Source organism: Cobetia sp. AM6 (assembly GCF_009617955.1).
In the GTDB taxonomy this organism is placed as follows: domain Bacteria; phylum Pseudomonadota; class Gammaproteobacteria; order Pseudomonadales; family Halomonadaceae; genus Cobetia; species Cobetia amphilecti.
The window spans coordinates 2,985,182-3,005,765 of sequence record NZ_AP021868.1 but is presented as its reverse complement, the minus strand read 5'-3'; the positions used below and the strand labels follow the sequence as shown (position 1 = coordinate 3,005,765).

Genomic DNA, 20,584 nt, shown 5'->3' with positions numbered 1-20,584 from the left:
ACTTTGAACGCGAAACGCCCCCGCAACCTGCCTGGTTGCGGGGGCGTTTTCATTGCGGCGTGCACCGCGGCGCGAGACGGCGACTCAGGGAGTCGGCTGGGTACGGATCAGCGCTTCCTTGGCGGTGATGACGCCATTGTTGTCGGCGTAGAGATAGTCGCCCGGCACGATGGTGACGCCGGCGAAGGTGACCGGGATATCGCGCTGGCCTTCGCCGCGCTTGATGCTGGGGCGCGGGTAGCAGCCCAGTGCCTGCACGCCGAGGTTGGTGGCGTGGATCTCATCCACGTCGCGGATGCAGCCATACATGATCACGCCGGCCCAGCCACTCTTGGCGGCCTGTTCGGCGAGCATGTCGCCCAGCATGGCGCAGCGCATCGAGCCGCCGGCATCGACGACCAGGACGCGGCCTGCGCCGGGCTCCGCGACGGCTTCCTTGACCAGCGAGTTGTCCTCGAAGCACTTGATGGTCACGACTTCGCCGCCGAAGGACTCGACGCCGCCGTAGTTGATGAACAGTGGCTCGAGCACCTGCACGTCGGGGAACTCATCGCAGAGGTCGGGGGTGGAGATGGGATGCGTCATGTCGGATTCCTTGTGCTGGGCGGCCGGGGCAGGCCGCTTGAGGGACGGAGCGCTTTGATTGCTGCAATGCCACAACCCCGAGAATGCCCGATACGCCAGGGCTTTGCATCTCTACCATGGCCTGGTGGCAAAGTGGCGCCAGCGGCTCGCCAGGCTAGCTGGTGGGCAAGCGGACTGGTGGCTAGACGATTAGGTGGTCAGCCGGGCTGGTGATTAGACGAGCTGGTAGTCAGCCGGGCTGGTGATTGGCCGAGTTGGACGCAAAAGGGCAGCGGCAGGCGAATGTTGCCGGCTTGCGACGTCACAAGTAGTCAAAACGCCACTCTTGAAACACTGTTCTATATCTGCCACGATGCTCCTGCAACCCATGATAGGCGCGGTCTTGCCGTCAGTACCTGGCCGGCAGCTGCCTGTGCCGCCCATTGGATCAAGGAGCAATACATGAGCAAGTCACGTCTTCTGGCCGCCCCGTTGGCTACCGTTTCCTTCGCCGCTCTCGCTCTGGCGCTCAGTGGTCACGCTCAGGCGGCTGGCAATGCCAGCGAAGGGCTCTACATCGGTGCCGGTACCGGTTTCTCCAGCCTTGAGAACGATGATTCCGATGAGGCCGGTGACTTCATCGAATCCGGCAGCGATGACTTCGATGTCGATGATGACGACAACGTCTACAAGGCCTTCGTGGGTTATCAGTACAATCCGTACTTCGCCACTGAGGCCTTCTACACCGACCTGGGGACTGTCCAGCTCAAGGGTAATGACTTCAGCAATACCGATCTCGAGTCCAAGGCCTACGGTGTCAACGTGGTGGGTATCCTGCCCATCGGTCAGTACTTCTCGCTGTTCGCCAAGGCGGGGATGGCCAAGTGGGAAACCGATGTCGATGGCAATCTGGGCAATTCCAGCGTCGATCTGAAGGACAACGACGGCTTTGATCCGGTCTATGGCGCCGGTGCACAGGTCAACCTGGACCCGTTCCTGATCCGTGCCGAGTACGAGCGCTATGACTTCGACAGCGATTATCAGGTGGATGCCTTCACCGCCTCGGTCGGCTACAAGTTCTGAGGCAGGGCGTTTGCACCCACCGAGCTTGTCGCAGGCATGAAAAAACGGGCCGTCCTTTGAGGGGCGGCCCGTTTCGTTGTCTGGCATGACGTCAGTTGGCATGACGCCAATGCTGCTGTCAGAGGGGAGTCATGCAGGGGCGCATGACTCCCCGCCTGATCAGGCTTCCTGGGTGACCGGAATCACGTTGGAAGCGGCGTTCTGGAACTCTTCGATCTCATGGAAGTTCAGGTAGCGATAGATCTCGCCCGCCATGGCATCGAATTCGCCCATGTAGCCCTGATATTCCTCGACGGTCGGCAGACGACCGACCACGGCCGCGATGGCCGCAAGCTCGGCAGAGGCCAGGAAGACGTTGGCGCCGTCGCCCAGACGGTTCGGGAAGTTGCGCGTGGAGGTGGATACCACGGTGGACTTGGCGGCCACACGTGCCTGGTTACCCATGCACAGTGAGCAGCCCGGCATTTCCATGCGCGCGCCGGCACGGCCGTAGATGCCGTAGTAGCCTTCCTCGGTCAGCTGGTGCTGGTCCATCTTGGTCGGCGGTGCCAGCCACAGCTTGGTCTTCAGGCTACCGGCCGGCTGCTTCTCGAGCAGCTTGCCTGCGGCGCGGAAGTGACCGATGTTGGTCATGCACGAGCCGATGAAGACTTCGTCGATCTTCTGACCGGCGACGTCGGACAGCAGACGGGCATCGTCGGGGTCGTTCGGCGCACACAGTACCGGCTGGTCGATCTCGGCGAGGTCGATCTCGATGATCTCGGCGTATTCGGCGTCCTTGTCGGCACGCATCTGGCTCGGGTTGGCCAGCCACTCTTCCATGCCCGCGATACGACGCTCGATGGTACGGGCATCGCCGTAACCGTTGGCGATCATCCACTTGAGCAGGGTGATGTTGGACTTCAGGTACTCGGTCACGCTCTCGTCGGACAGCGTGATGGTACAACCGGCGGCGGAACGCTCGGCAGAGGCGTCGGAGAGCTCGAATGCCTGTTCGGCCGTCAGATCTTCCAGACCTTCGATTTCCAGAATGCGGCCAGAGAAGGCGTTCTTCTTGTTGGCCTTGTCGACGGTCAGCAGGCCCTGCTTGATGGCGTACAGCGGGATGGCGTGGACCAGGTCACGCAGGGTGATGCCCGGGCGACGTTCGCCCTTGAAGCGCACCAGGATGGATTCCGGCATGTCCAGCGGCATCACGCCAGTGGCGGCGGCGAAGGCCACCAGGCCAGAACCCGCCGGGAAGGAGATGCCCATCGGGAAGCGGGTGTGGGAATCACCACCGGTGCCGACGGTGTCCGGCAGCAGCATGCGGTTCAGCCACGAGTGGATGATGCCGTCGCCCGGACGCAGGGAGACGCCGCCGCGGTTCATGATGAAGTCGGGCAGGGTGTGGTGAGTCTCGACGTCGACCGGCTTCGGGTAGGCAGCGGTGTGGCAGAAGGACTGCATCACCAGGTCGGCCTGGAAGCCGAGACATGCCAGATCCTTCAGCTCGTCGCGGGTCATCGGGCCAGTGGTGTCCTGGGAGCCGACGGTGGTCATCTTCGGCTCGCAGTACATGCCCGGACGCACGCCTTCCAGGTTGCAGGCCTTGCCGACCATCTTCTGTGCGAGGGTGAAGCCCTTGCCGGTGTCCTTCGGCTGCTCCGGCAGGCGGAAGACGTCAGACGCCTCCAGACCCAGCTCGGTACGCGCCTTGTCGGTCAGACCGCGACCGATGATCAGCGGGATACGGCCGCCAGCACGCACTTCGTCCAGCAGGACCTGAGTCTTGAGGGAGAAGGTGGAGATGACTTCGTCGGTGTCGTGACGGCAGACCTTGCCTTCGTACGGGTAGATGTCGATGACATCGCCCATGGCCATCTTCTCGACGTCCATCTCGATGGGCAGGGCGCCGGCATCTTCCATGGTGTTGAAGAAGATCGGCGCGATCTTGTTGCCGATGCAGAAACCGCCGGCGCGCTTGTTGGGCACGAACGGAATGTCGTCGCCGAAGAACCACAGCACGGAGTTGGTGGCGGACTTGCGTGAGGAGCCGGTACCGACCACATCACCGACGTAGGCGACCGGGAAGCCCTTGGCCTTCACTTCCTCGATCTGGGCCAGCGGGCCGACGACGCCATCTTCCTGCGGGTTGATGCCTTCACGCGGGTTCTTGAGCATCGCGTTGGCGTGCAGCGGGATGTCCGGACGTGACCAGGCGTCAGGCGCCGGAGACAGGTCATCGGTGTTGGTCTCGCCCGGCACCTTGAAGACGGCCAGCGAGATCTTCTCAGCCAGCGCCGGCTTGGACAGGAACCATTCGGCGTCGGCCCAGGACTGCAGCACGGCCTGGGCGACGGCGTTGCCGGCCTTGGCGCGGTCAGCGACATCGTGGAAGGCGTCGAACATCAGCAGGGTGTGCTTGAGCTGTTCGCCGGCTTCCTTGGCCAGGCTTTCGTCGTCCAGCAGCTCGACCAGCGTGGCGATGTTGTAGCCGCCCTGCATGGTGCCGAGCAGCTTGACGGCATGTGTCTTGTCGATCAGCGGAGAAGCGGCTTCGCCACGTACGATGGCGGTCAGGAAGCCAGCCTTGACGTAAGCGGCTTCATCAACGCCCGGGGGAATGCGATTGGTGAACAGATCGAGGATGAACTCTTCTTCACCGGCCTGCGGATTCTTGAGCAGTTCGACCAGCTCGGCGGTCTGCTCGGCAGTCAGCGGCTTTGCCGGGATGCCCTGCCGGGCGCGTTCTTCAACCTGTTGACGGTAGGCTTCAAGCACGTGGGAGACCCTCATCTGTAATCGTGTCGAAATGCGCGGGCCAGTCGTCTTGAAGACGCAGGGCGGGGCACCTCGAGGCTTCTTGCGGGTAATTCAAGCGTCTTATTGCGAGCGAATCAGGCGCTACGGGGCGAATGCGAGTCTACTCAACTTTGTCGACAATGTTAAGGAGCGCCCAGTGGCGGGGGCTGAGACTTTGGTCGCCTATTGCGGCATAACATTCTGATATTTCATCTGATTGTCAGGAAATCACGCTGAGCAAACACTATGCGGCAACGCTGATGACGCGCTGATGACGCCCAGCGAGGTGCTGACAAGAGGTTCTTTGGGCACCGACGGCGCGATGCTGTCGGCTCTCAGGTACGCACGGTATGATGGGGGTTACCCCGAATCACACTTTCCGCCTCCCCCGAGGGCAACATGAGCCGTATTCTTTCTCCTTGCGTAGGTGTCTGCTCCACTACGGTCGGCGATAGCGTCTGTCGCGGCTGCCAGCGTCATGATCATGAGATCCTGGCCTGGTTCGGCTATGACAGTGACCAGCGCGCCCAGCGCATGCTGGCACTGGACGAGCTGCGCAGCCAGGTCGCCGCCCGCTGGCTGCGTGTCGCCGATGACGCCATGCTGGCCGAGCAGCTGACCCGCCATAGCATCCGTTTCCGTGCCGATCAGTCGGCGCTGTCACGCGCCGTTGAGCTGCTGCGCGTCGGGCGGACCCGCATCAAGGACCTGTCGGCGTATGGCATCGCACCACTGGCCCATGCGCGAGAACTTGAGCCCGAACAGCTTTTTGCCCATATAAACGATGAAATCATGGTGGAAGCGGCAAAGCGTGCCGATAATGATATGAACTCCGTCGTTGAGGTGTCTCCTGTCAGTCAGCAGCAGACGCAAGCGAGCGAGACAAAAGACTGACGTGACAATGAATTCAATGACCGACGTGACCGAGCGCAATGTGATTGCGCCTGAGCAGAGCAAGCAGCATGATGATGTTCATGCTGGGCGGTATGGCGCGAGTGAGGCTGGGGCGCGCGTGATCGCAGCGTCGCAGGGGCCAAGCGATGAAGATACCGATGCCTTGCTGCCGGCGTCGCTGCTGTCCTTTCTGCCCTGCAGGACGCCTCTGAGCTGGGTCGAGGCGGCGCTCGAGAATCCGGAGCTGCTGCTGATTGACCATGCACAGTGCGAGAAGAAAGCCGCCTCCACCGCCATGAGCCTGATGTACCGCTACGTGAACCGGCCACTGCTGTTGACCAAGATGTCACAGCTGGCGCGCGAAGAGCTGCTGCACTTCGAGCAGGTGGTCGGGCTGATGGAGAAGCGGGGCATCGTCTATCGGCATATCAAGGCCTCGCGCTATGCCGAAGCCCTGCGCCAGCAGGTCAGGGACGAAGACCCGCAACGCCTGGTGGACATCCTGCTGATCGGCGCCCTGATAGAGGCAAGGTCGTGTGAGCGCTTCGCGCGCCTCATCCCGTATCTGGAACCAGAGCTTGCAAAGTTCTATCGCACTTTGGTTAAGTCAGAAGGACGTCACTATGAGGATTACCTCATGTTGGCAGAGCAATACACCAATGAACCACTGGAACCCCGTCTCGCGGTGCTACGTGAAGTGGAACGAGAGCTGATCGAAACCCCCGACGCTGTCTTCCGCTTCCACAGTGGTCAGCCGAGCGCACGACGGGCAGCGCGCGCCTCGGCCAGGGTGGGTCGGGACGCGATGGATCAAGGCACGAGAGACTAAGGCAAGGATCAAGGACAGGGGATCACCGGCGCCGTGGCAGGGCTGGCGTTTCGTTCGCGACTTTGAAATGGATGACACATGACGCAGGAAACATCTGGTCAAGCTCAACTGGCACTGCTGGGACATTTCCAGCTGACGTTGGGTGATGACACGCTGACTCAGTTCAGCTACGACAAGGTCAAGGCGCTACTTCTGCATCTGCTGCTGCATGATCAGGCCGTCTCCCGTGCCGGGTTGGCGGAGTTGCTCTGGCCGGATCAGGGACTGTCCTCCGGACGGACCAACCTTCGCCACGCCTTGCACTGTCTGCGTCAGAGTCTCGGCGAAGAGGCCGACAACCTGTTGACGGTGTCGCGTCAGACCATCGCGCTCTCGCTGCCGGAGCACTGGGAACTTGATCTCGACGAGCTCAACGGCCTGCTGCTGGCACCGCCCTCCGTCGCCACCCTGGGGGAGATTCTCACCCTGTATCGTGGCGACCTGGTCGAGGAGCTCTCCTTGACCCAGTGCCCTGACTTCCAGCGCTGGATGATCAAGGTGCGTGGCGAGTGGCGTCAGCGCGTCATCCAGTTCGCCGAGCGGGTGCTGGCCACGGACGAGCCGCTGCCCGATGACGTGCTGCGCACGCTGGTCAGCCGCTTCTCCGGTTACGGCCCCTTCCATGAGCGTCTCGTGCGTCAGCTGGCCGAAGGCGGCCAGTCGGCCGCGGCCCATGAGCAGTTCAATGCCTTCCTGCAGCAGCTGGCGCTCTCCGGCCAGCAGCCGGACCCCGGCTTCCTGCAGCTGGCGCGCTACTGGTCCGATGGCAAGAGCGAGACCATGAGTGCCATGACGCCGCAGGGCGCCATCTCACGGACCCTGTCGCTGGACAGCGCGCCGCTGCGCGAAGAGGAAATCGATCACCGTCAGCTGTCGGTCATGGCCATTCGCCTGAGCGTCAAGGACAGTCATCGTGACCGCGTCTGGGCGCGTGCCTGTCTGACGCTGCAGATCGAGCTGTTGCGCTGGCTGGAGCAGCAGTGTCATCACCTGGGCGGCTTCTGGCTGCCGGGCGCCACGGGTGGTGTGGGTCTGGCATGCTTCGGCACCCACGGCCCGGCGCATCAGCTCGCCGAGCTGGTCGCGCTCTATGAGCACTGCAGCAAGGCGATCCCCGATGAGATCGCCAAGCTGTGGGACGGTGAAGGCAAACCGCCGGCCTTTTCGCTGTCGGCGGGCCTGCACTCCGGTCAGGTCATCTATCTGCCGGAGCGCCAGCTGGCCGACCCGCTGGGGCAGGTCACGCAATATTCCCTCGAGTTGATGACCGCCGCCGAAGGCAGCGAGCTGGTGATCTCCCAGGAAGCCAGTCAGCACATGCCGCCGGCACTGGACCTGCAGCCCCGCTTGACCTCGCGCCTGTTGGCCGCTGACGGTCGCGTGCGTCTGCGTGCGTTGGTGCTGGGCAGCAGTGTCGCCACCCGCGAATCCTCGCTGCCGACCTTGATCGGTCGTGAGGGCGAGCTGCGTCGTCTGCGCGATGCGCTGGCCCGCGCCAGCATCGGCCTGCGCCAGAGCGTGCTGGTCAGTGGCAACTCCGGCATGGGCAAGTCGGCCTTGATGGTCAATTTCCGTCAGCTGGAGCAGAGCCAGGATGTCGGACTGTGCTGGATGCCGACCACGCGCCTCTCGCAGCTGGAGCCCTACAGTGTCGTCACGGCGCTGATTCGCTGGCGTCTGGACGGCAATATCGATCGCGAAAGCGTAGAGCAGCTGTTCGAGTCTTCCGAGGCGTTGCAGGGCATCAGCGAGGAAGTGCGTCGCTCCTTCCATGCGGTGCTCGGCACGGCGGAAGATACTGCCGAAGACGAAGTGCTGATCCAGTCCAGCGAGACGGTCGAACGCGTCGTGCGCGTGCTGCATCTGGTGATCGAGAAGTCAGCCAGCCTGCGTCCGCTGGTGATGATGATCGATGACCTGCAGTGGCTCGACGAGCCGTCGCTCAAGGTGCTGGCTGGCCTGCAGGCGCGTCTGCCGATCAACATCGGCTTCATGCTGGCCGCGAGCCACAACGGTCGCGACAGCCTGGCGGTCAAGCTCAACTGGGACCAGCACATCGCACTGGGTCGCCTCGATCCGATGCAGGTCTCGCGCCTGCTGTCACACCTGTCACGTCGCTATCGCCTGCACCTGAGTCCGCGCATGCGCAGTCAGCTCATCGAGCGCTGCGATGGCGTGCCGCTCTACCTGCAGGAAATCTGCCGGCGTCTCGACATGGACCGCCGCGAAGGGCGTCCGGTGCAGCTCGACGAATTGCCCAAGGGCCTGATCGGTCTGCTCTCCAGTCGTATCGATCAGCTGGAAGAAGGGCGCGATGTCGCCCACACCGCCGCGGTATTGGGGCGTGTCTTCAAGCTGAGCTTCGTGCGCCAGAGCTGTGAGTTCGAGGAGGGCCGCCTCAAGCGCGCCATCGAGAACATGCAGCGCCTGGAGATCATCGAGGCCTGCAGCAGCGACAGTGAATTCGACTACCAGTTTACCCATCAGCTGATCCAGGAAGCGGCCTACCTGTCGTGTCCGCGGGATGTGCGGCGCCGGATTCACCATCAGGTGGTCGCGCTGATCGAGGACAAGTATCCCGCCTGGATCAGTCGTCACCCCGGCTACTTCGCCGTTCACCTGCGCAAGTCGCAGAACTTCAGCCGTGCCGCGCGTTACTTCGAGCTCTCGGCGCGCGAGGCGCTCAAGATCAGCGCCAACCGCACCGCGCTCAAGATGGCGGACAACGGCCTGGCCTGCCTCAAGCATGTCGATGGACAGGAAGAGCGCGAAGTCAGCCTGCTGACGGTACGTGGCCAGTCCGGCTTCGCGCTGGAAGGCCATGGCTCACGCATTGCCCACGAGAGCTTCGTGCAGGCACGCAACCTGCTCAGCAGCCCTGCGCTGGTCGAGGACGACGAGCCGGACCTCGAGCAGGCCTTCATCGTCAAATGGGGCCTGTGGGTCGGCTGCAGCGAGCGTCATGCCCACGCCGATGCCTTCGCGCTGGCCTCGGGCCTCAGCGAGCTGGCGGAAGAGCTTTCCGATGATCGCTATCGTCGCTTGGCTGACTATGCGCGTGCCCACTGCGAGTTCTGGGCCGGCCGCGTGCGTGTGGCGGGCGAGCACCTGGATGAGATCGATCCGGTCAACCATCCGATGGTGCTCGAATGGCTGCCGTTCAGCGACCACCCGCAGGTGGCGGCCTCCTGTCTGCAGAGCTGGACATCGTGCCTGCGCTGCGACTACGTGAAGGCCGAGCAGCAGGCCGAGGCGGCGATTCGCATGGCCGAGCAGATCGGTCAGCCCGGCTCGCTGGCGATGGCGCTGATGTTCTCCACCTCCCTGTATCGCCAGCTGGGTCACACCCATCTGGCGACCCAGCGCGCCGAGCGGGCCCTGGAAGTGACGCGTTCAGCGGACCTTCATCTGTGGCACATGGCCGCGCATGGCGTGCTGGGCTGGGCGCGGGCGATGAACGGCGACCGCGATGGCCTGTCCATGCTGCAGTCGAGCATGAACGAGTTCGCGGAGCTGACCGGTCGCGAGCGTCATCAGCGTCCCAACCTGTGGTACATGGACGCCGTGATGGCACTGGGCGAGCACGCTGCCGCCGAGGAATACATGGAGAAGGTGCTGCTGGTGGCACAGGAGCGCAATTCCTTCTACCTGTCAGAAGTCAGCTATCTGGTCGCGAGCCTGCGCAGTGCTCAGGGCCTGCCGCTGGAGAAGGTGCGCTCCCTGATTGAGCAGGGGCTGTCCTACTCCATCGAGCAGGAAAACACTCACCATGAGGCCATGGGGCTTGCCACCTGGCTGCGTCTTGTCGATGCCCATGATGCCGAGCGGTGTCAGCGTCTGAAGGTGTTGCTGGAAGAGCTGCCGAGCGCCGATGCCCCTGCGGTACTGGGCTGGCATCAGCTGGTGGAGATCGCCGAGGGGCGTGCGCGCCGCAAGGCGTCGTCACCGGCCTGAGCGCAGCGTCTGGCGCAGCGAACCGCCTGACACTGTGAGAGTGTAAGAAAAAGCCCCGCTGCCGTGATCGGCAGCGGGGCTTTTTGGTGTGTGCAAGCGGTCAGCCGTGGGTGATCGCATCGACCAACGGCAGCGCAAATTCACGCAGCTCCGGCCCCTGGCCACGGGCGATGATGTCGAAGGCCTGAGTCGGGCGCCAGTCGCCGAGCACGATACGGCGCGCCGGCTCGCCATCGATCTCGAGTTCATGCACCGCCGGGCGATGCGTATGGCCATGGATCAGCGTGCGCACGTCGTGCTCACGCATCTCGCGCACCACTTCCTCGGGCGTGACGTCCATGATCGCCTCGTCCTTCTCGCTGTTGGTCTCGCCGGACTGCATGCGCAGTGACTGGGCCAGCGCCAGACGCTGCTCCAGCGGCATGGCCAGAATCTGCGCCTGCCACTGAGGGTCGCGGGTCATGGCGCGGAACTTCATGTAGGCCTCGTCGCGGGTGCACATGCTGTCGCCGTGCATCAGCAGCACGCGCTCACCGTCCAGCTCGATCACGCTCGGGTCGGGCAGCAGCGTCACGCCGGCCTCGGTCGCGAAGGTCTCGCCGACCAGGAAGTCGCGATTGCCGTGCATGAAGAAGATCGCGGTGCCGCGCTCGGCGATGCGCTTGAGCGCAGCGCTCATGCTGTCGGTGAAGTCGTTGCGATAGTCATCGCCGACCCAGACCTCGAAGATGTCACCCAGCAGGAACAGACGCTCGACGGCAGGCTGGCAGGTAGCCAGACGTGCCAGATAGTCGAGGAAGCCCTGGGCGATCTCGGGCGTGTCGGGTTGCAGGTGCAGGTCGGAGATGAAGAGGGTGGTGGCAGTCGTGTTCATGGTCGGGGTCCGCGAAGGTGGGCGGTCAGCAGGGCATCGCAAGGGCGCACTGCCGTGGGAGTTCATAACGCAAACCGCCCAGCCTGGCACTCGCGATCACGAGGCAAGGCCGGGCGGCAGGCACGCCTTGCGGCGTGATCAGGCGAAATCGCTTATTCGGTGATTTCAGCGCTGGTGATGATCACGTCTTCTGCCGGCACGTCGGCGTGGCCGTCGCGACGGGTGGTCTTGACCGCTTCGATCTTCTCGACCACGTCCATGCCTTCGACGACCTTGCCGAACACGCAGTAACCCCAGCCCTGGCTGGTCTTGCTGGTGAAGTTCAGGAAGTCGTTGTCATTGACGTTGATGAAGAACTGGGCGCTGGCGGAGTGCGGGTCCATGGTGCGAGCCATGGCCACGGTGCCGCGGTCGTTCTTGAGGCCGTTGTCGGCTTCGTTCTCGATCACGCCATTGGTCGGCTTCTGGTTGAAGTCGGTGTCAAAGCCACCGCCCTGAACCATGAAACCCGGAATGACGCGGTGGAAAAGGACATTGCTGTAGTGGCCTTCACGCACGTACTGCTCGAAGTTGGCCGCGGTCTTCGGGGCCTTCTCGTGGTTGAGTTCGAGGGTGATATCGCCGTAGTTGGTGTGAAGAACGATCATGCGGGCTTCCCGGTCATCTGTCTTGCTCAAGTGTCAGGCAGGCGCGGCTTCATGGCATCGCCTGCGGGCGTCGCGCTATAATAGCGGCTTTGCATCCAGACACGAAAGCCTGAGCGGGCGGCAGGCGCGTGGATGCAGCCCCGATCATCCGTCTTGTTGTCCTTGCGCACGTTCGTTCAACCACATGACGACCCGCAATACGACGCCCAGGAACCACACAGAGGTGCAGCGAAACTTCATGAGTACCGAGACCCAGAGCGCCCCGAACTTCGTGCTTAACCAGATCCGCGAAGAACTCGAGGCCGGCCGTGCCGATAAGGTTGTCACGCGTTTCCCGCCGGAGCCCAACGGCTTCCTGCATATCGGGCACGCCAAGTCGATCTGTCTGAACTTCGGTCTGGCGCAGCAGCTCGGTGGCGATTGTCACCTGCGCTTCGATGACACCAACCCGGCCAAGGAAGAGCAGGCCTATATCGACGCCATCAAGGAAGACGTCGAATGGTTGGGCTTCGAGTGGGCCGGCAAGGTGCGCTTCGCTTCCGATTATTTCGACCAGCTCTATGCCTGGGCCCAGCACCTGGTGCGTGAAGGCAAGGCCTATGTCGATGACCTGTCGCCGGACGAGATTCGTGAATATCGTGGCACGCTGAAGGAGCCGGGTCGCCCGAGCCCTTACCGTGAGCGTAGCCCCGAGGAAAACCTCGATCTGCTCGAGCGCATGAAGAAGGGCGAATTCGGCGAGAGCGAGAAGGTGCTGCGTGCCCGCATCGACATGGCGGCGCCCAACATCAATCTGCGTGATCCGATCCTCTATCGTATCCGCCATGCCAGCCACCACCAGACCGGCGACAAGTGGAAGATCTACCCGTCCTACGATTTCACGCATGGTCAGTCCGATGCGCTGGAAGGCGTGACGCATTCCATCTGTACGCTGGAATTCGAGGACCATCGTCCGCTGTATGAGTGGTTCCTGGCCAACCTGCCGGTACCGGTCACGCCGCGTCAGATCGAGTTCGCGCGTCTGAATCTGGATTACACCGTCACTTCCAAGCGCAAGCTGAAGCTGCTGGTGGACGAAGGCGTCGTCGATGGCTGGGATGACCCGCGCATGCCGACCATCTCAGGCATGCGTCGTCGTGGCTACACGGCCGCTTCCATTCGCAAGTTCTGCGACATGATCGGCGTGAGCCGCGCGGATGGCGGCATGGTCGAGATCGGCATGCTGCACCACGCCATCCGTTCCGACCTGGAAGACAACGCACTGCGGGCCATGTGCGTGCTCAATCCGCTCAAGGTGGTGCTGACCAACCTGCCGGAAGGTCACGAGGAAGTCTTCGAGGTGCCCGGCCATCCGGCACGTGACGACATGGGCACGCGCCAGATTCCGCTGACCCGTGAGCTGTGGATCGACGCCGATGACTTCATGGAAGATGCGCCGAAGAAGTTCTTCCGTCTCGCGCCCGAGAAGGAAGTGCGTCTGCGCAACGGTTACGTCATCCGCTGTGATGAAGTGATCAAGGATGAGGCCGGCGAGATCGTCGAGCTGCGTTGCAGTGTCGATCTCGATACCCTCGGCAAGAACCCGGAAGGCCGCAAGGTCAAGGGTGTCATCCACTGGGTCAGCGCCGAGCACGCGGTGCCGGTCGAGGTGCGTCAGTACGAGAACCTGTTCCTGGAAGCCGAGCCGGACCGTGACAAGGATGTCGACTTCCTTGAGCACCTCAATCCGAACTCGCTGAGCATCGTCAAGGGCTTCGGTGAGCCGAGCCTGCGCAATGCCGCGCCGGAAACGCGTTACCAGTTCGAGCGTATCGGCTACTTCGTCGCCGACCGCCATGACTGCGTCGATGGCGCGCTGGTCTTCAACCGTACCGTCAGCCTGAAGGACGGTTGGGCCAAGGCCCAGAAGAAGGGTTGATGGCAGCCAGGCCTCCTGCGGGAGGCCTGCTGGCATGACTTTTGACCCGCTTCACGGCCCGCAGGCTGATCCTGTACCTTCGATGACGAAGCTGCATGACCGGTCTGCGGGCCGCTCCATTTCGCAAGGCTGACAGCGCACTGTCAGCAAAGTAGCCAAGGGCGATGACTGAATGATTTCACTCGAAGATGCCGCGAGCACACTGTCCATCTACAGTACCCTGAGCCGGACCAAGGCACCCTTCGTGCCATTGGAAGGCAACAAGGTGCGCATGTACGTCTGTGGCGTGACGGTCTATGACCTCTGTCACATCGGCCATGCGCGTGTGATGGTGGCCTTCGACATCATCACGCGTTACCTGCGTGCGCGTGGCTATGACGTCACCTATGTGCGCAACATCACCGATATCGACGACAAGATCCTCAAGCGTGCCGACGAGAATGGCGAAGCCTTCGAGGCGCTGACCGAGCGCATGATCCAGGCGATGCATGAAGACGAGGGGCGTCTGGGGATCCTGCGCCCTGATCGCGAGCCACGGGCGACCGCGCACATCGGCGATATCATCGCGATGACCGAGACGCTGATCGACAAGGGCTTTGCCTACGCGGCCAGCAACGGTGATGTCTACTACCGTGTGCGTCGTTTCGAGGGCTACGGCAAGCTCAACAACCGTCAGCTCGATGACATGCAGTCCGGCGCGCGCGTGGAAGTGGAAGAGGCCAAGGAAGACCCGCTCGACTTCGTGCTGTGGAAGGCCGCCAAGCCGGGCGAGGCCAGCTGGCCGTCTCCCTGGGGCGCGGGCCGTCCGGGTTGGCATATCGAGTGCTCCGCGATGTCGACCTGCTGCCTGGGCAATACCTTCGATATTCACGGCGGCGGGCCGGACCTGACCTTCCCGCACCACGAGAACGAGATCGCCCAGTCCGAAGCCGCCACTGGCCAGCAGTATGCCAACGTGTGGATGCACGCCGGCGCGGTGCGTGTCGGGCAGGACAAGATGTCCAAGTCGCTGGGCAACTTCTTCACGATTCGTGATGTGCTGGAGCAGCACAACCCGGAAGTGGTGCGTTACCTGCTGGTGGCCAGCCACTACCGCAGCGCGATCAGTTACGAGGCCAACTCGCTGGATGAAGCGCGTCGTTCGCTGGAGCGCTTCTACAATGCGCTGGAGAACGTCACGCCCGAACAAGGCGAGGTGTCAGGCGACTGGCGGGCACGCTTCGTGGCTGCCATGGATGACGACTTCAATACGGCCGGTGCGCTGTCGGTGCTGTTCGAGCTGGCTCGCGAGCTGAACCGTGCCAAGAAGGAGGCACCGCAGCAGGCGCCGGCGCTGGCCTTCGAGCTGACCGCGCTGGGCGGTCTGCTGGGACTATTCGGGCAGGACCCGGCGGTCTTCCTCAAGGGCGATACTGCCGCATTGGCGTTGTCGGAAGACGAGATCCAGGCGCAGATCGAGGCGCGTGCTGCCGCCAAGAAGGCCAAGGATTTCGCGGGTGCTGATCGTATTCGTGACGAGCTGGCCGCTCAGGGCATCATCCTCAAGGATTCCCGCGAGGGGACGACCTGGGTGCTGGAAGGCTGATGCAGTTGGCATGACGCATTGTCGCCGCGAAAATGTCACCGCGAAAAAAACCGCCGCCCCTCTCGGGGCGGCGGTTTTTCATGGCCAGTCGGGCGGGGTCGCCGTCGGGCAGCGGCTGATCAGCTGGCGAGGCGTTTGACCATGGCCTCGATCATGCGCGAGGACTGACGCGCGGCGACGTGCAGGAATTCCTCGAAGGACTGGCTGTTGTTGTCCTTGCCGGCGATGTCAGACAGCGCACGGATGACCACGAACGGCATCTCATAGACGAAGCAGGTCTGGGCGATGGCGGCGGCTTCCATCTCGGCGGCCAGCATGTCCGGGAAGCGTGAGCGAGTCAGCGCGACCAGCTCCGGGTCTGCCATGAAGATGTCGCCGGTGCAGATCAGGCCTTCACGTGCCTTGATCTCGCCCTGGGCTTCGACGCACTCACGCGCGATCTTCACCAGTGCCGGGTCTGACGGGTAGGCGGCCGGCATCTGCGGCACCTGGCCGTATTCGTAGCCGAACACCACGGCATCGACATCGTGGTGACGCACTTCGCTGGAGATGACCACGTCGCCGATCTCCAGATCAGAGGCGAAGCCCCCGGCGGAACCGGTGTTGATGATGGCGTCCGGCTGGTAGCGCTCGATCAGCTGGCAGGCGCCCACGGCGGCATTGACCTTGCCGATGCCGGACTGCAGCAGCACTATCTTGAGGCCGTGCAGCTGGCCGACGTGGAAGGTGGAGCCGGCATGTTGAGTCGTGGTGCTGTCTTCCAGCAGCTCGGCGAGGATGGCGACTTCCTCGGCCATGGCGCCGATGATGCCAAGTGTCTTGAGGGACATGGTGAAATCCTGAAGCAGGGCCTGCGGGGTATCCTGTCATGCGATGCCCCGCGGCCAGGGGAGGTGTCAGCGAGAGGGTGCGTGCTTACTTGCCGGCCAGCTGGGCATCGTGCAGCTCGGCGGCGAACAGGGTGTTCTCCAGCAGCGAGGCAACGGTCATCGGGCCGACGCCGCCCGGTACCGGCGTGATCCAGCCTGCGCGCTCCGCCGCCGGGGCGAACTCCACGTCACCGACCAGCGAGCCGTTGTCGAGGCGGTTGATGCCCACATCGATGACGATGGCGCCTTCCTTGATCCACTCACCCTTGACCAGGCCCGGCTTGCCGACGCCGACCACGACGAGGTCTGCCTGGCGGACCTTGCTCTCCAGGTCCCTGGTGAAGCGGTGGCAGACGGTGGTGGTGCAGCCGGCCAGCATCAGCTCCAGTGACATCGGGCGACCGACGATGTTGGAGGCGCCCACGATGGTGGCGTCCATGCCGCGCACCTGCAGGCCGCTCTCGGACAGCAGCGTCATGATGCCCTTGGGAGTGCAGGGGCGCATTACCGGCAGGCGCTGCGCCAGACGACCGAGGTTGTAGGGGTGGAAGCCGTCCACGTCCTTGTCGGTACGAATGCGCTCGAGAATCGGGCGTGAATCGAGATGCGCCGGCAGTGGCAGCTGCACCAGGATGCCGTCGATGCTGGTGTCGTCATTCAGCTGGTCGACCAGAGCTTCCAGTTCCTGCTGCGTGGTGTCAGCGGACAGGCGGTGCTGGGTGGAGAGAATGCCAGCCTTCTCGCAGGCGAGGTGCTTGTTGCGGACATAGACCTCGGACGCCGCGTCTTCACCGACCAGCACGACGGCAAGCCCCGGAATACGTTCACCGGCATCACGACGCGCATCGACCTGACGGCCTACCTGTTGGCGTACGCGTTCGGCAATGGCCTTGCCATCTATCAGTTGTGCTGACATCAGCGATCATTCCTTCTCGTGGGCGATAAATGCAGGAGGGACAACGATGGCCAATTTTCGCATGCCTTGCCCTCCAGTCAACGCCGAATGACGACCTTGGTCGAAAGCTGTCATGGCCGTCAGGTCTTTCACGGGCGCCCGACAGGCCAGAAGGCGGCGCCAGGAGGCAGGCGAGAGTGGGGTCATGCCATGCGGTTGTCGCCTTGACGCTCCCTCTGTAGAGGCGCAAGCAGAGGTAGAAGCAAAGAGAGAGAGACAAAGGGTGAAGCAGAGAGCGGGGTAAGGAGAAGGGTGGGGCAGATGGGAGAGGGCGGATCGCAGAGAGGCAGAAGGCGCGAAGACGATAGTCAGTCCACCGGCGGCGCTCAGCCGTCGCAAGTCATCACTGCGTCAGTGGCAGAAGCGATGACAGGTAAGGCGTCTTGTATCAGCAAGGAGAGATGTTGGGGGCTGCAGGGATGAAAGCCCGCGACATGACATTGGCATGACAGCGCGAGGGGCAAGCGAATCTTTTGGAAAGAATTCACGTAAGGGCTTGACCACAGACGAAAGTTCGGTAGAATACGCCTCGCATCGACGGGGTTCGACGGTCGGTTGAAGACGGTTTCGGGATATAGCGCAGTCTGGTAGCGCGCCTGCTTTGGGAGCAGGATGTCGGGGGTTCGAATCCCTCTATCCCGACCACTTGAATACAACGTATCGCAAGGCTTCGGTCTTCTGGAACAGTATTCAGGGCTTTGTCCGGAGGTTGACTCGCAGCATTAGTTTCTGCGCCTATAGCTCAACCGGATAGAGCAACGGCCTTCTAAGCCGTAGGTTGCAGGTTCGAGTCCTGCTGGGCGTGCCATCGAGATAGCGATTCGTTATCGAAGTGGATGTCGGAATGCTCTTCATTGAGCCTGATGACTGCGACCAGACGATGTGAAGATGTTCATGCAGTGGTGGGTGTAGCTCAGTGGTAGAGCCCCGGATTGTGACTCCGGTGGTCGTGGGTTCGAACCCCATCATCCACCCCATTGCATGTCAGCTTGAGCAGTATCAACGAGATGGAGACGGCAGGCTTTCTGTCCAACCTCCAGAAGTGGTGGGTGTAGCTCAGTGGTAGAGCCCCGGATTGTGACTCCGGTGGTCGTGGGTTCGAACCCCATCATCCACCCCACGTCTCGATGAATATCAGGATGCTGCCTGGCCCACTTGGGCGGGCGGCATGCCGCAAAAGGGGGAGAAGGCCAATGGCTTTCTCCTCCTTTTTTTTGGTTTTTTCGCACTGCTCCATGCATGACGATTCCGGGTTGCCGGGCGCTCCAGGTGCCTGTCTGGCGGGTAGGTGGAGCAGAAAATGGCCGGGGTCCTTGAATAACTTGGACCAAGGCACCATATGAAAGGGTCATATCCGCGCTTGCCAGCGCGTGGCGGGGTTTCTACAATCTTCGCCTTTATGATTCGAACGCCACCAGTGGGTAGAGGAACTTTCATGCAAGCTTCTGTCGCAACGACTTCTCCGATCGAGCGCACGGTCACCATCACGGTGCCGGCTTCTGAAGTCGACCAGGCCGTCAACGCCCGTCTTCTGGAAACCGCCAAGACCGTTCGTCTGAACGGCTTCCGCAAGGGCCACGTGCCGATGGCAGTGGTGCAACAGCGTTACGGCAAGGACGTGCGCAACGAAATCGTTGGCGAGATCATGCGCCAGCATTACGTGACCGCCGTCACCGAAAACGAACTGAACCCGGCTGGCTGGCCGAAGATCGACGCGACCGTCGATGAAGCCGGCAAGGATCTGGAGTTCGTCGCGACTCTGGAAATCTACCCGGAAATCGAACTGAAGCCGATCGAAGGCGCTGAAATCGAGCGTCCGCAGGCTGAAGTGACCGATGCCGACGTCGAAGAGATGATCGAGACCCTGCGCAAGCAGAACGCCTCCTGGACCGACGTCGAGCGCGCTGCCGCTGACGGCGACCAGGTCAAGATCGACTTTGAAGGCTTCCTCGGTGAAGAGGCCTTCGAAGGCGGCAAGGCAGAAGGCCACGAGCTGGTGCTGGGCTCCAACAGCTTCATCCCGGGCTTCGAAGAGCAGCTGGTCGGCGCTGCTGCCGGCGACGACAAGGAAATCAAGGTTTCCTTCCCGGCTGACTACCAGGCCGAGCACCTCGCCGGTCAGGAAGCGACCTTCAAGGTCAAGGTCCACGCCGTCAAGGCTCAGGAACTGCCGGAAGTGAACGAAGAGTTCATCGCCCAGTTCGGCCTGGAAGCTGCCGATGTCGAAAGCTTCAAGGTGGAAGTGAAGAAGAACATGCAGCGTGAGCTGAAGAACGCGATCGAGAATCGCGTCAAGCAGCAGGTGCTGGCCGAACTGACCAAGGCCAACGACATCCTCGTGCCGCAGGCTCTGGCCGACCAGGAAATCGACGGTCTGAAGCGTCAGGCTGCACAGCAGTTCGGTCTGGGCGAAGACTTCGACGTCTCCCAGCTGCCGGGCGAGCTGTTCCAGGACCAGGCGGTCCAGCGCGTCAAGACTGGCCTGCTGCTCAGCGAAGTCGTCAGCAGCAACGAGATGGACGTCAGCGACGAAGAGCTGAATGCTCGCGTTGAAGAAATGGCTCAGCAGTACCAGGACCCGGCTCAGGTCACCGAGTACTATGGTTCCAACGAACAGGCTCGCAACCAGCTCAAGTCCGTGCTGCTTGAAGAGAAGGCCGTTGACAAGCTGCTGGCACAGGCTCAGGTTAAGGACGTTGCCATGTCCTACCAGGAAGCCCTGCAGGCTGCACAGCAGCAGGAAGAAGCAGAAGAAGAGTCTGCTGAAGCCGAAGGCGAGCAAGCCTGAAGCTTGGTTGACCCCTAGTGCTTGCTAGACCAGGACCCGGCTACGGCCGGGTCTCTGGTCAGTGGGCGGGGTAAAGTGGCATGCTCAATGGATATCAATGTCATCGGATGAAGGAAGCCCCCATGAACGACTTCGACATCAAGAATGCTGGCGGTCTGGTTCCGATGGTTGTCGAGCAGAATGCTCGCGGCGAACGGGCCTATGACATCTATTCCCGCCTGCTGAAGGAACGGGTGATCTTCCTTGTGGGTCCGGTTGAGGATTACATGGCCAATCTGGTCGTGGCTCAGCTGTTGTTCCTCGAGTCTGAAAACCCGGACAAGGACATCCATCTGTACATCAACTCGCCGGGTGGCTCCGTGACTGCAGGGATGGCGATCTACGACACCATGCAGTTCATCAAGCCCGACGTGTCCACCGTGTGCATCGGCCAGGCAGCCAGCATGGGTGCCTTGCTGCTGGCAGGCGGTGCCGCCGGCAAGCGCTACGCGCTGCCGAATTCCCGCGTCATGATCCACCAGCCGCTGGGCGGCTATCAGGGTCAGGCCACGGATATCGAGATTCACACCAAGGAAATCCTGACCATCCGTGAGAAGCTCAATCGCATTCTCGCGCACCACACTGGCCAGGACTTCGACACCATTGCCAATGATACCGACCGTGACAACTTCATGGCGGCCAATCAGGCAGTGGAGTACGGCCTGATCGATGCCGTGCTGGAACGCCGTCCCGACGTGGAGTGATCCGCGTAAACGGCTGACCTGACGTCGGCAAACATGCATTTCCGGCGGCTCCCCGGGG

14 protein-coding genes and 4 tRNA genes are annotated in these 20,584 nt (G+C 62.3%); 12 read left to right on the top strand and 6 right to left on the bottom strand.

Annotated features, from left to right (window positions below; translation table 11 throughout):
• Positions 1–84 precede the first annotated feature (84 nt).
• Positions 85–585 carry a ribonuclease E activity regulator RraA gene (gene rraA, locus CLAM6_RS12635; RefSeq protein ID WP_043331314.1) on the bottom strand — a complete coding sequence of 167 codons (501 nt, stop codon included), beginning with the start codon at positions 583–585 and terminating at the stop codon, positions 85–87.
• A 441-nt stretch (positions 586–1,026) separates the two neighbouring features.
• On the opposite strand from rraA, the gene CLAM6_RS12630 reads away from it, so the two are divergent.
• The gene (locus CLAM6_RS12630) at positions 1,027–1,647 is read left to right on the top strand and encodes a porin family protein (protein ID WP_107336268.1); all 621 of its coding nucleotides are present in this window, start codon (positions 1,027–1,029) and stop codon (positions 1,645–1,647) included.
• A 159-nt stretch (positions 1,648–1,806) separates the two neighbouring features.
• Here CLAM6_RS12630 and acnB read toward each other — a convergent pair whose 3' ends face one another.
• Positions 1,807–4,410, bottom strand: coding sequence for a bifunctional aconitate hydratase 2/2-methylisocitrate dehydratase (gene acnB / locus CLAM6_RS12625; protein WP_153636940.1), 2,604 nt, complete (start codon positions 4,408–4,410; stop codon positions 1,807–1,809).
• A gap of 420 nt (positions 4,411–4,830) precedes the next feature.
• Between acnB and CLAM6_RS12620 the strand changes: the two genes are divergently transcribed.
• From CLAM6_RS12620 to CLAM6_RS12610, 3 genes are all read left to right on the top strand, one after another.
• On the top strand, positions 4,831–5,325 hold the full coding sequence (locus CLAM6_RS12620; protein WP_153636289.1) for a DUF1289 domain-containing protein: 495 nt from the start codon (positions 4,831–4,833) through the stop codon (positions 5,323–5,325).
• Positions 5,326–5,341: 16 nt separating this feature from the next.
• Positions 5,342–6,154 carry a tRNA-(ms[2]io[6]A)-hydroxylase gene (locus CLAM6_RS12615; protein WP_153636288.1) on the top strand — a complete coding sequence of 271 codons (813 nt, stop codon included), beginning with the start codon at positions 5,342–5,344 and terminating at the stop codon, positions 6,152–6,154.
• Between the two features lie 78 nt (positions 6,155–6,232).
• Positions 6,233–10,147, top strand: coding sequence for an AAA family ATPase (locus CLAM6_RS12610; RefSeq protein WP_153636287.1), 3,915 nt, complete (start codon positions 6,233–6,235; stop codon positions 10,145–10,147).
• A gap of 100 nt (positions 10,148–10,247) precedes the next feature.
• Here CLAM6_RS12610 and CLAM6_RS12605 read toward each other — a convergent pair whose 3' ends face one another.
• The gene (locus tag CLAM6_RS12605; protein WP_153636286.1) at positions 10,248–11,021 is read right to left on the bottom strand and encodes a UDP-2,3-diacylglucosamine diphosphatase; all 774 of its coding nucleotides are present in this window, start codon (positions 11,019–11,021) and stop codon (positions 10,248–10,250) included.
• 152 nt (positions 11,022–11,173) lie between these two features.
• Positions 11,174–11,668, bottom strand: coding sequence for a peptidylprolyl isomerase (locus tag CLAM6_RS12600; protein ID WP_043331309.1), 495 nt, complete (start codon positions 11,666–11,668; stop codon positions 11,174–11,176).
• A gap of 238 nt (positions 11,669–11,906) precedes the next feature.
• Between CLAM6_RS12600 and CLAM6_RS12595 the strand changes: the two genes are divergently transcribed.
• Complete coding sequence (locus CLAM6_RS12595; protein ID WP_043331306.1) at positions 11,907–13,586, top strand: glutamine--tRNA ligase/YqeY domain fusion protein; 1,680 nt, start codon at positions 11,907–11,909, stop codon at positions 13,584–13,586.
• A gap of 202 nt (positions 13,587–13,788) precedes the next feature.
• Complete coding sequence (cysS, locus tag CLAM6_RS12590; RefSeq protein WP_153636939.1) at positions 13,789–15,171, top strand: cysteine--tRNA ligase; 1,383 nt, start codon at positions 13,789–13,791, stop codon at positions 15,169–15,171.
• Positions 15,172–15,290: 119 nt separating this feature from the next.
• Here cysS and mtnN read toward each other — a convergent pair whose 3' ends face one another.
• Positions 15,291–16,001: a 5'-methylthioadenosine/S-adenosylhomocysteine nucleosidase gene (gene mtnN / locus CLAM6_RS12585; RefSeq protein ID WP_153636285.1), complete on the bottom strand. Its 711-nt coding sequence runs from the start codon at positions 15,999–16,001 to the stop codon at positions 15,291–15,293.
• 85 nt (positions 16,002–16,086) lie between these two features.
• Complete coding sequence (gene folD / locus CLAM6_RS12580; protein WP_153636284.1) at positions 16,087–16,956, bottom strand: bifunctional methylenetetrahydrofolate dehydrogenase/methenyltetrahydrofolate cyclohydrolase FolD; 870 nt, start codon at positions 16,954–16,956, stop codon at positions 16,087–16,089.
• Positions 16,957–17,563: 607 nt separating this feature from the next.
• Between folD and CLAM6_RS12575 the strand changes: the two genes are divergently transcribed.
• The 6 genes from CLAM6_RS12575 to clpP all read left to right on the top strand — a co-directional run bounded on the left by CLAM6_RS12575 (position 17,564) and on the right by clpP (position 20,526).
• Positions 17,564–17,640, top strand: a tRNA-Pro gene (locus CLAM6_RS12575).
• An 86-nt stretch (positions 17,641–17,726) separates the two neighbouring features.
• A tRNA-Arg gene (locus tag CLAM6_RS12570) sits at positions 17,727–17,803 on the top strand.
• 94 nt (positions 17,804–17,897) lie between these two features.
• Positions 17,898–17,972: transfer RNA gene (locus tag CLAM6_RS12565), tRNA-His, on the top strand.
• 68 nt (positions 17,973–18,040) lie between these two features.
• Positions 18,041–18,115: transfer RNA gene (locus CLAM6_RS12560), tRNA-His, on the top strand.
• A gap of 315 nt (positions 18,116–18,430) precedes the next feature.
• A complete protein-coding gene (gene tig, locus CLAM6_RS12555; protein WP_153636283.1) occupies positions 18,431–19,783 on the top strand; it encodes a trigger factor in 1,353 nt (450 codons plus the stop codon).
• Positions 19,784–19,905: 122 nt separating this feature from the next.
• Positions 19,906–20,526, top strand: a complete 621-nt coding sequence (gene clpP, locus CLAM6_RS12550) for an ATP-dependent Clp endopeptidase proteolytic subunit ClpP (protein ID WP_043331300.1) — start codon at positions 19,906–19,908, stop codon at positions 20,524–20,526.
• The last annotated feature ends 58 nt before the right edge of the window (positions 20,527–20,584 follow it).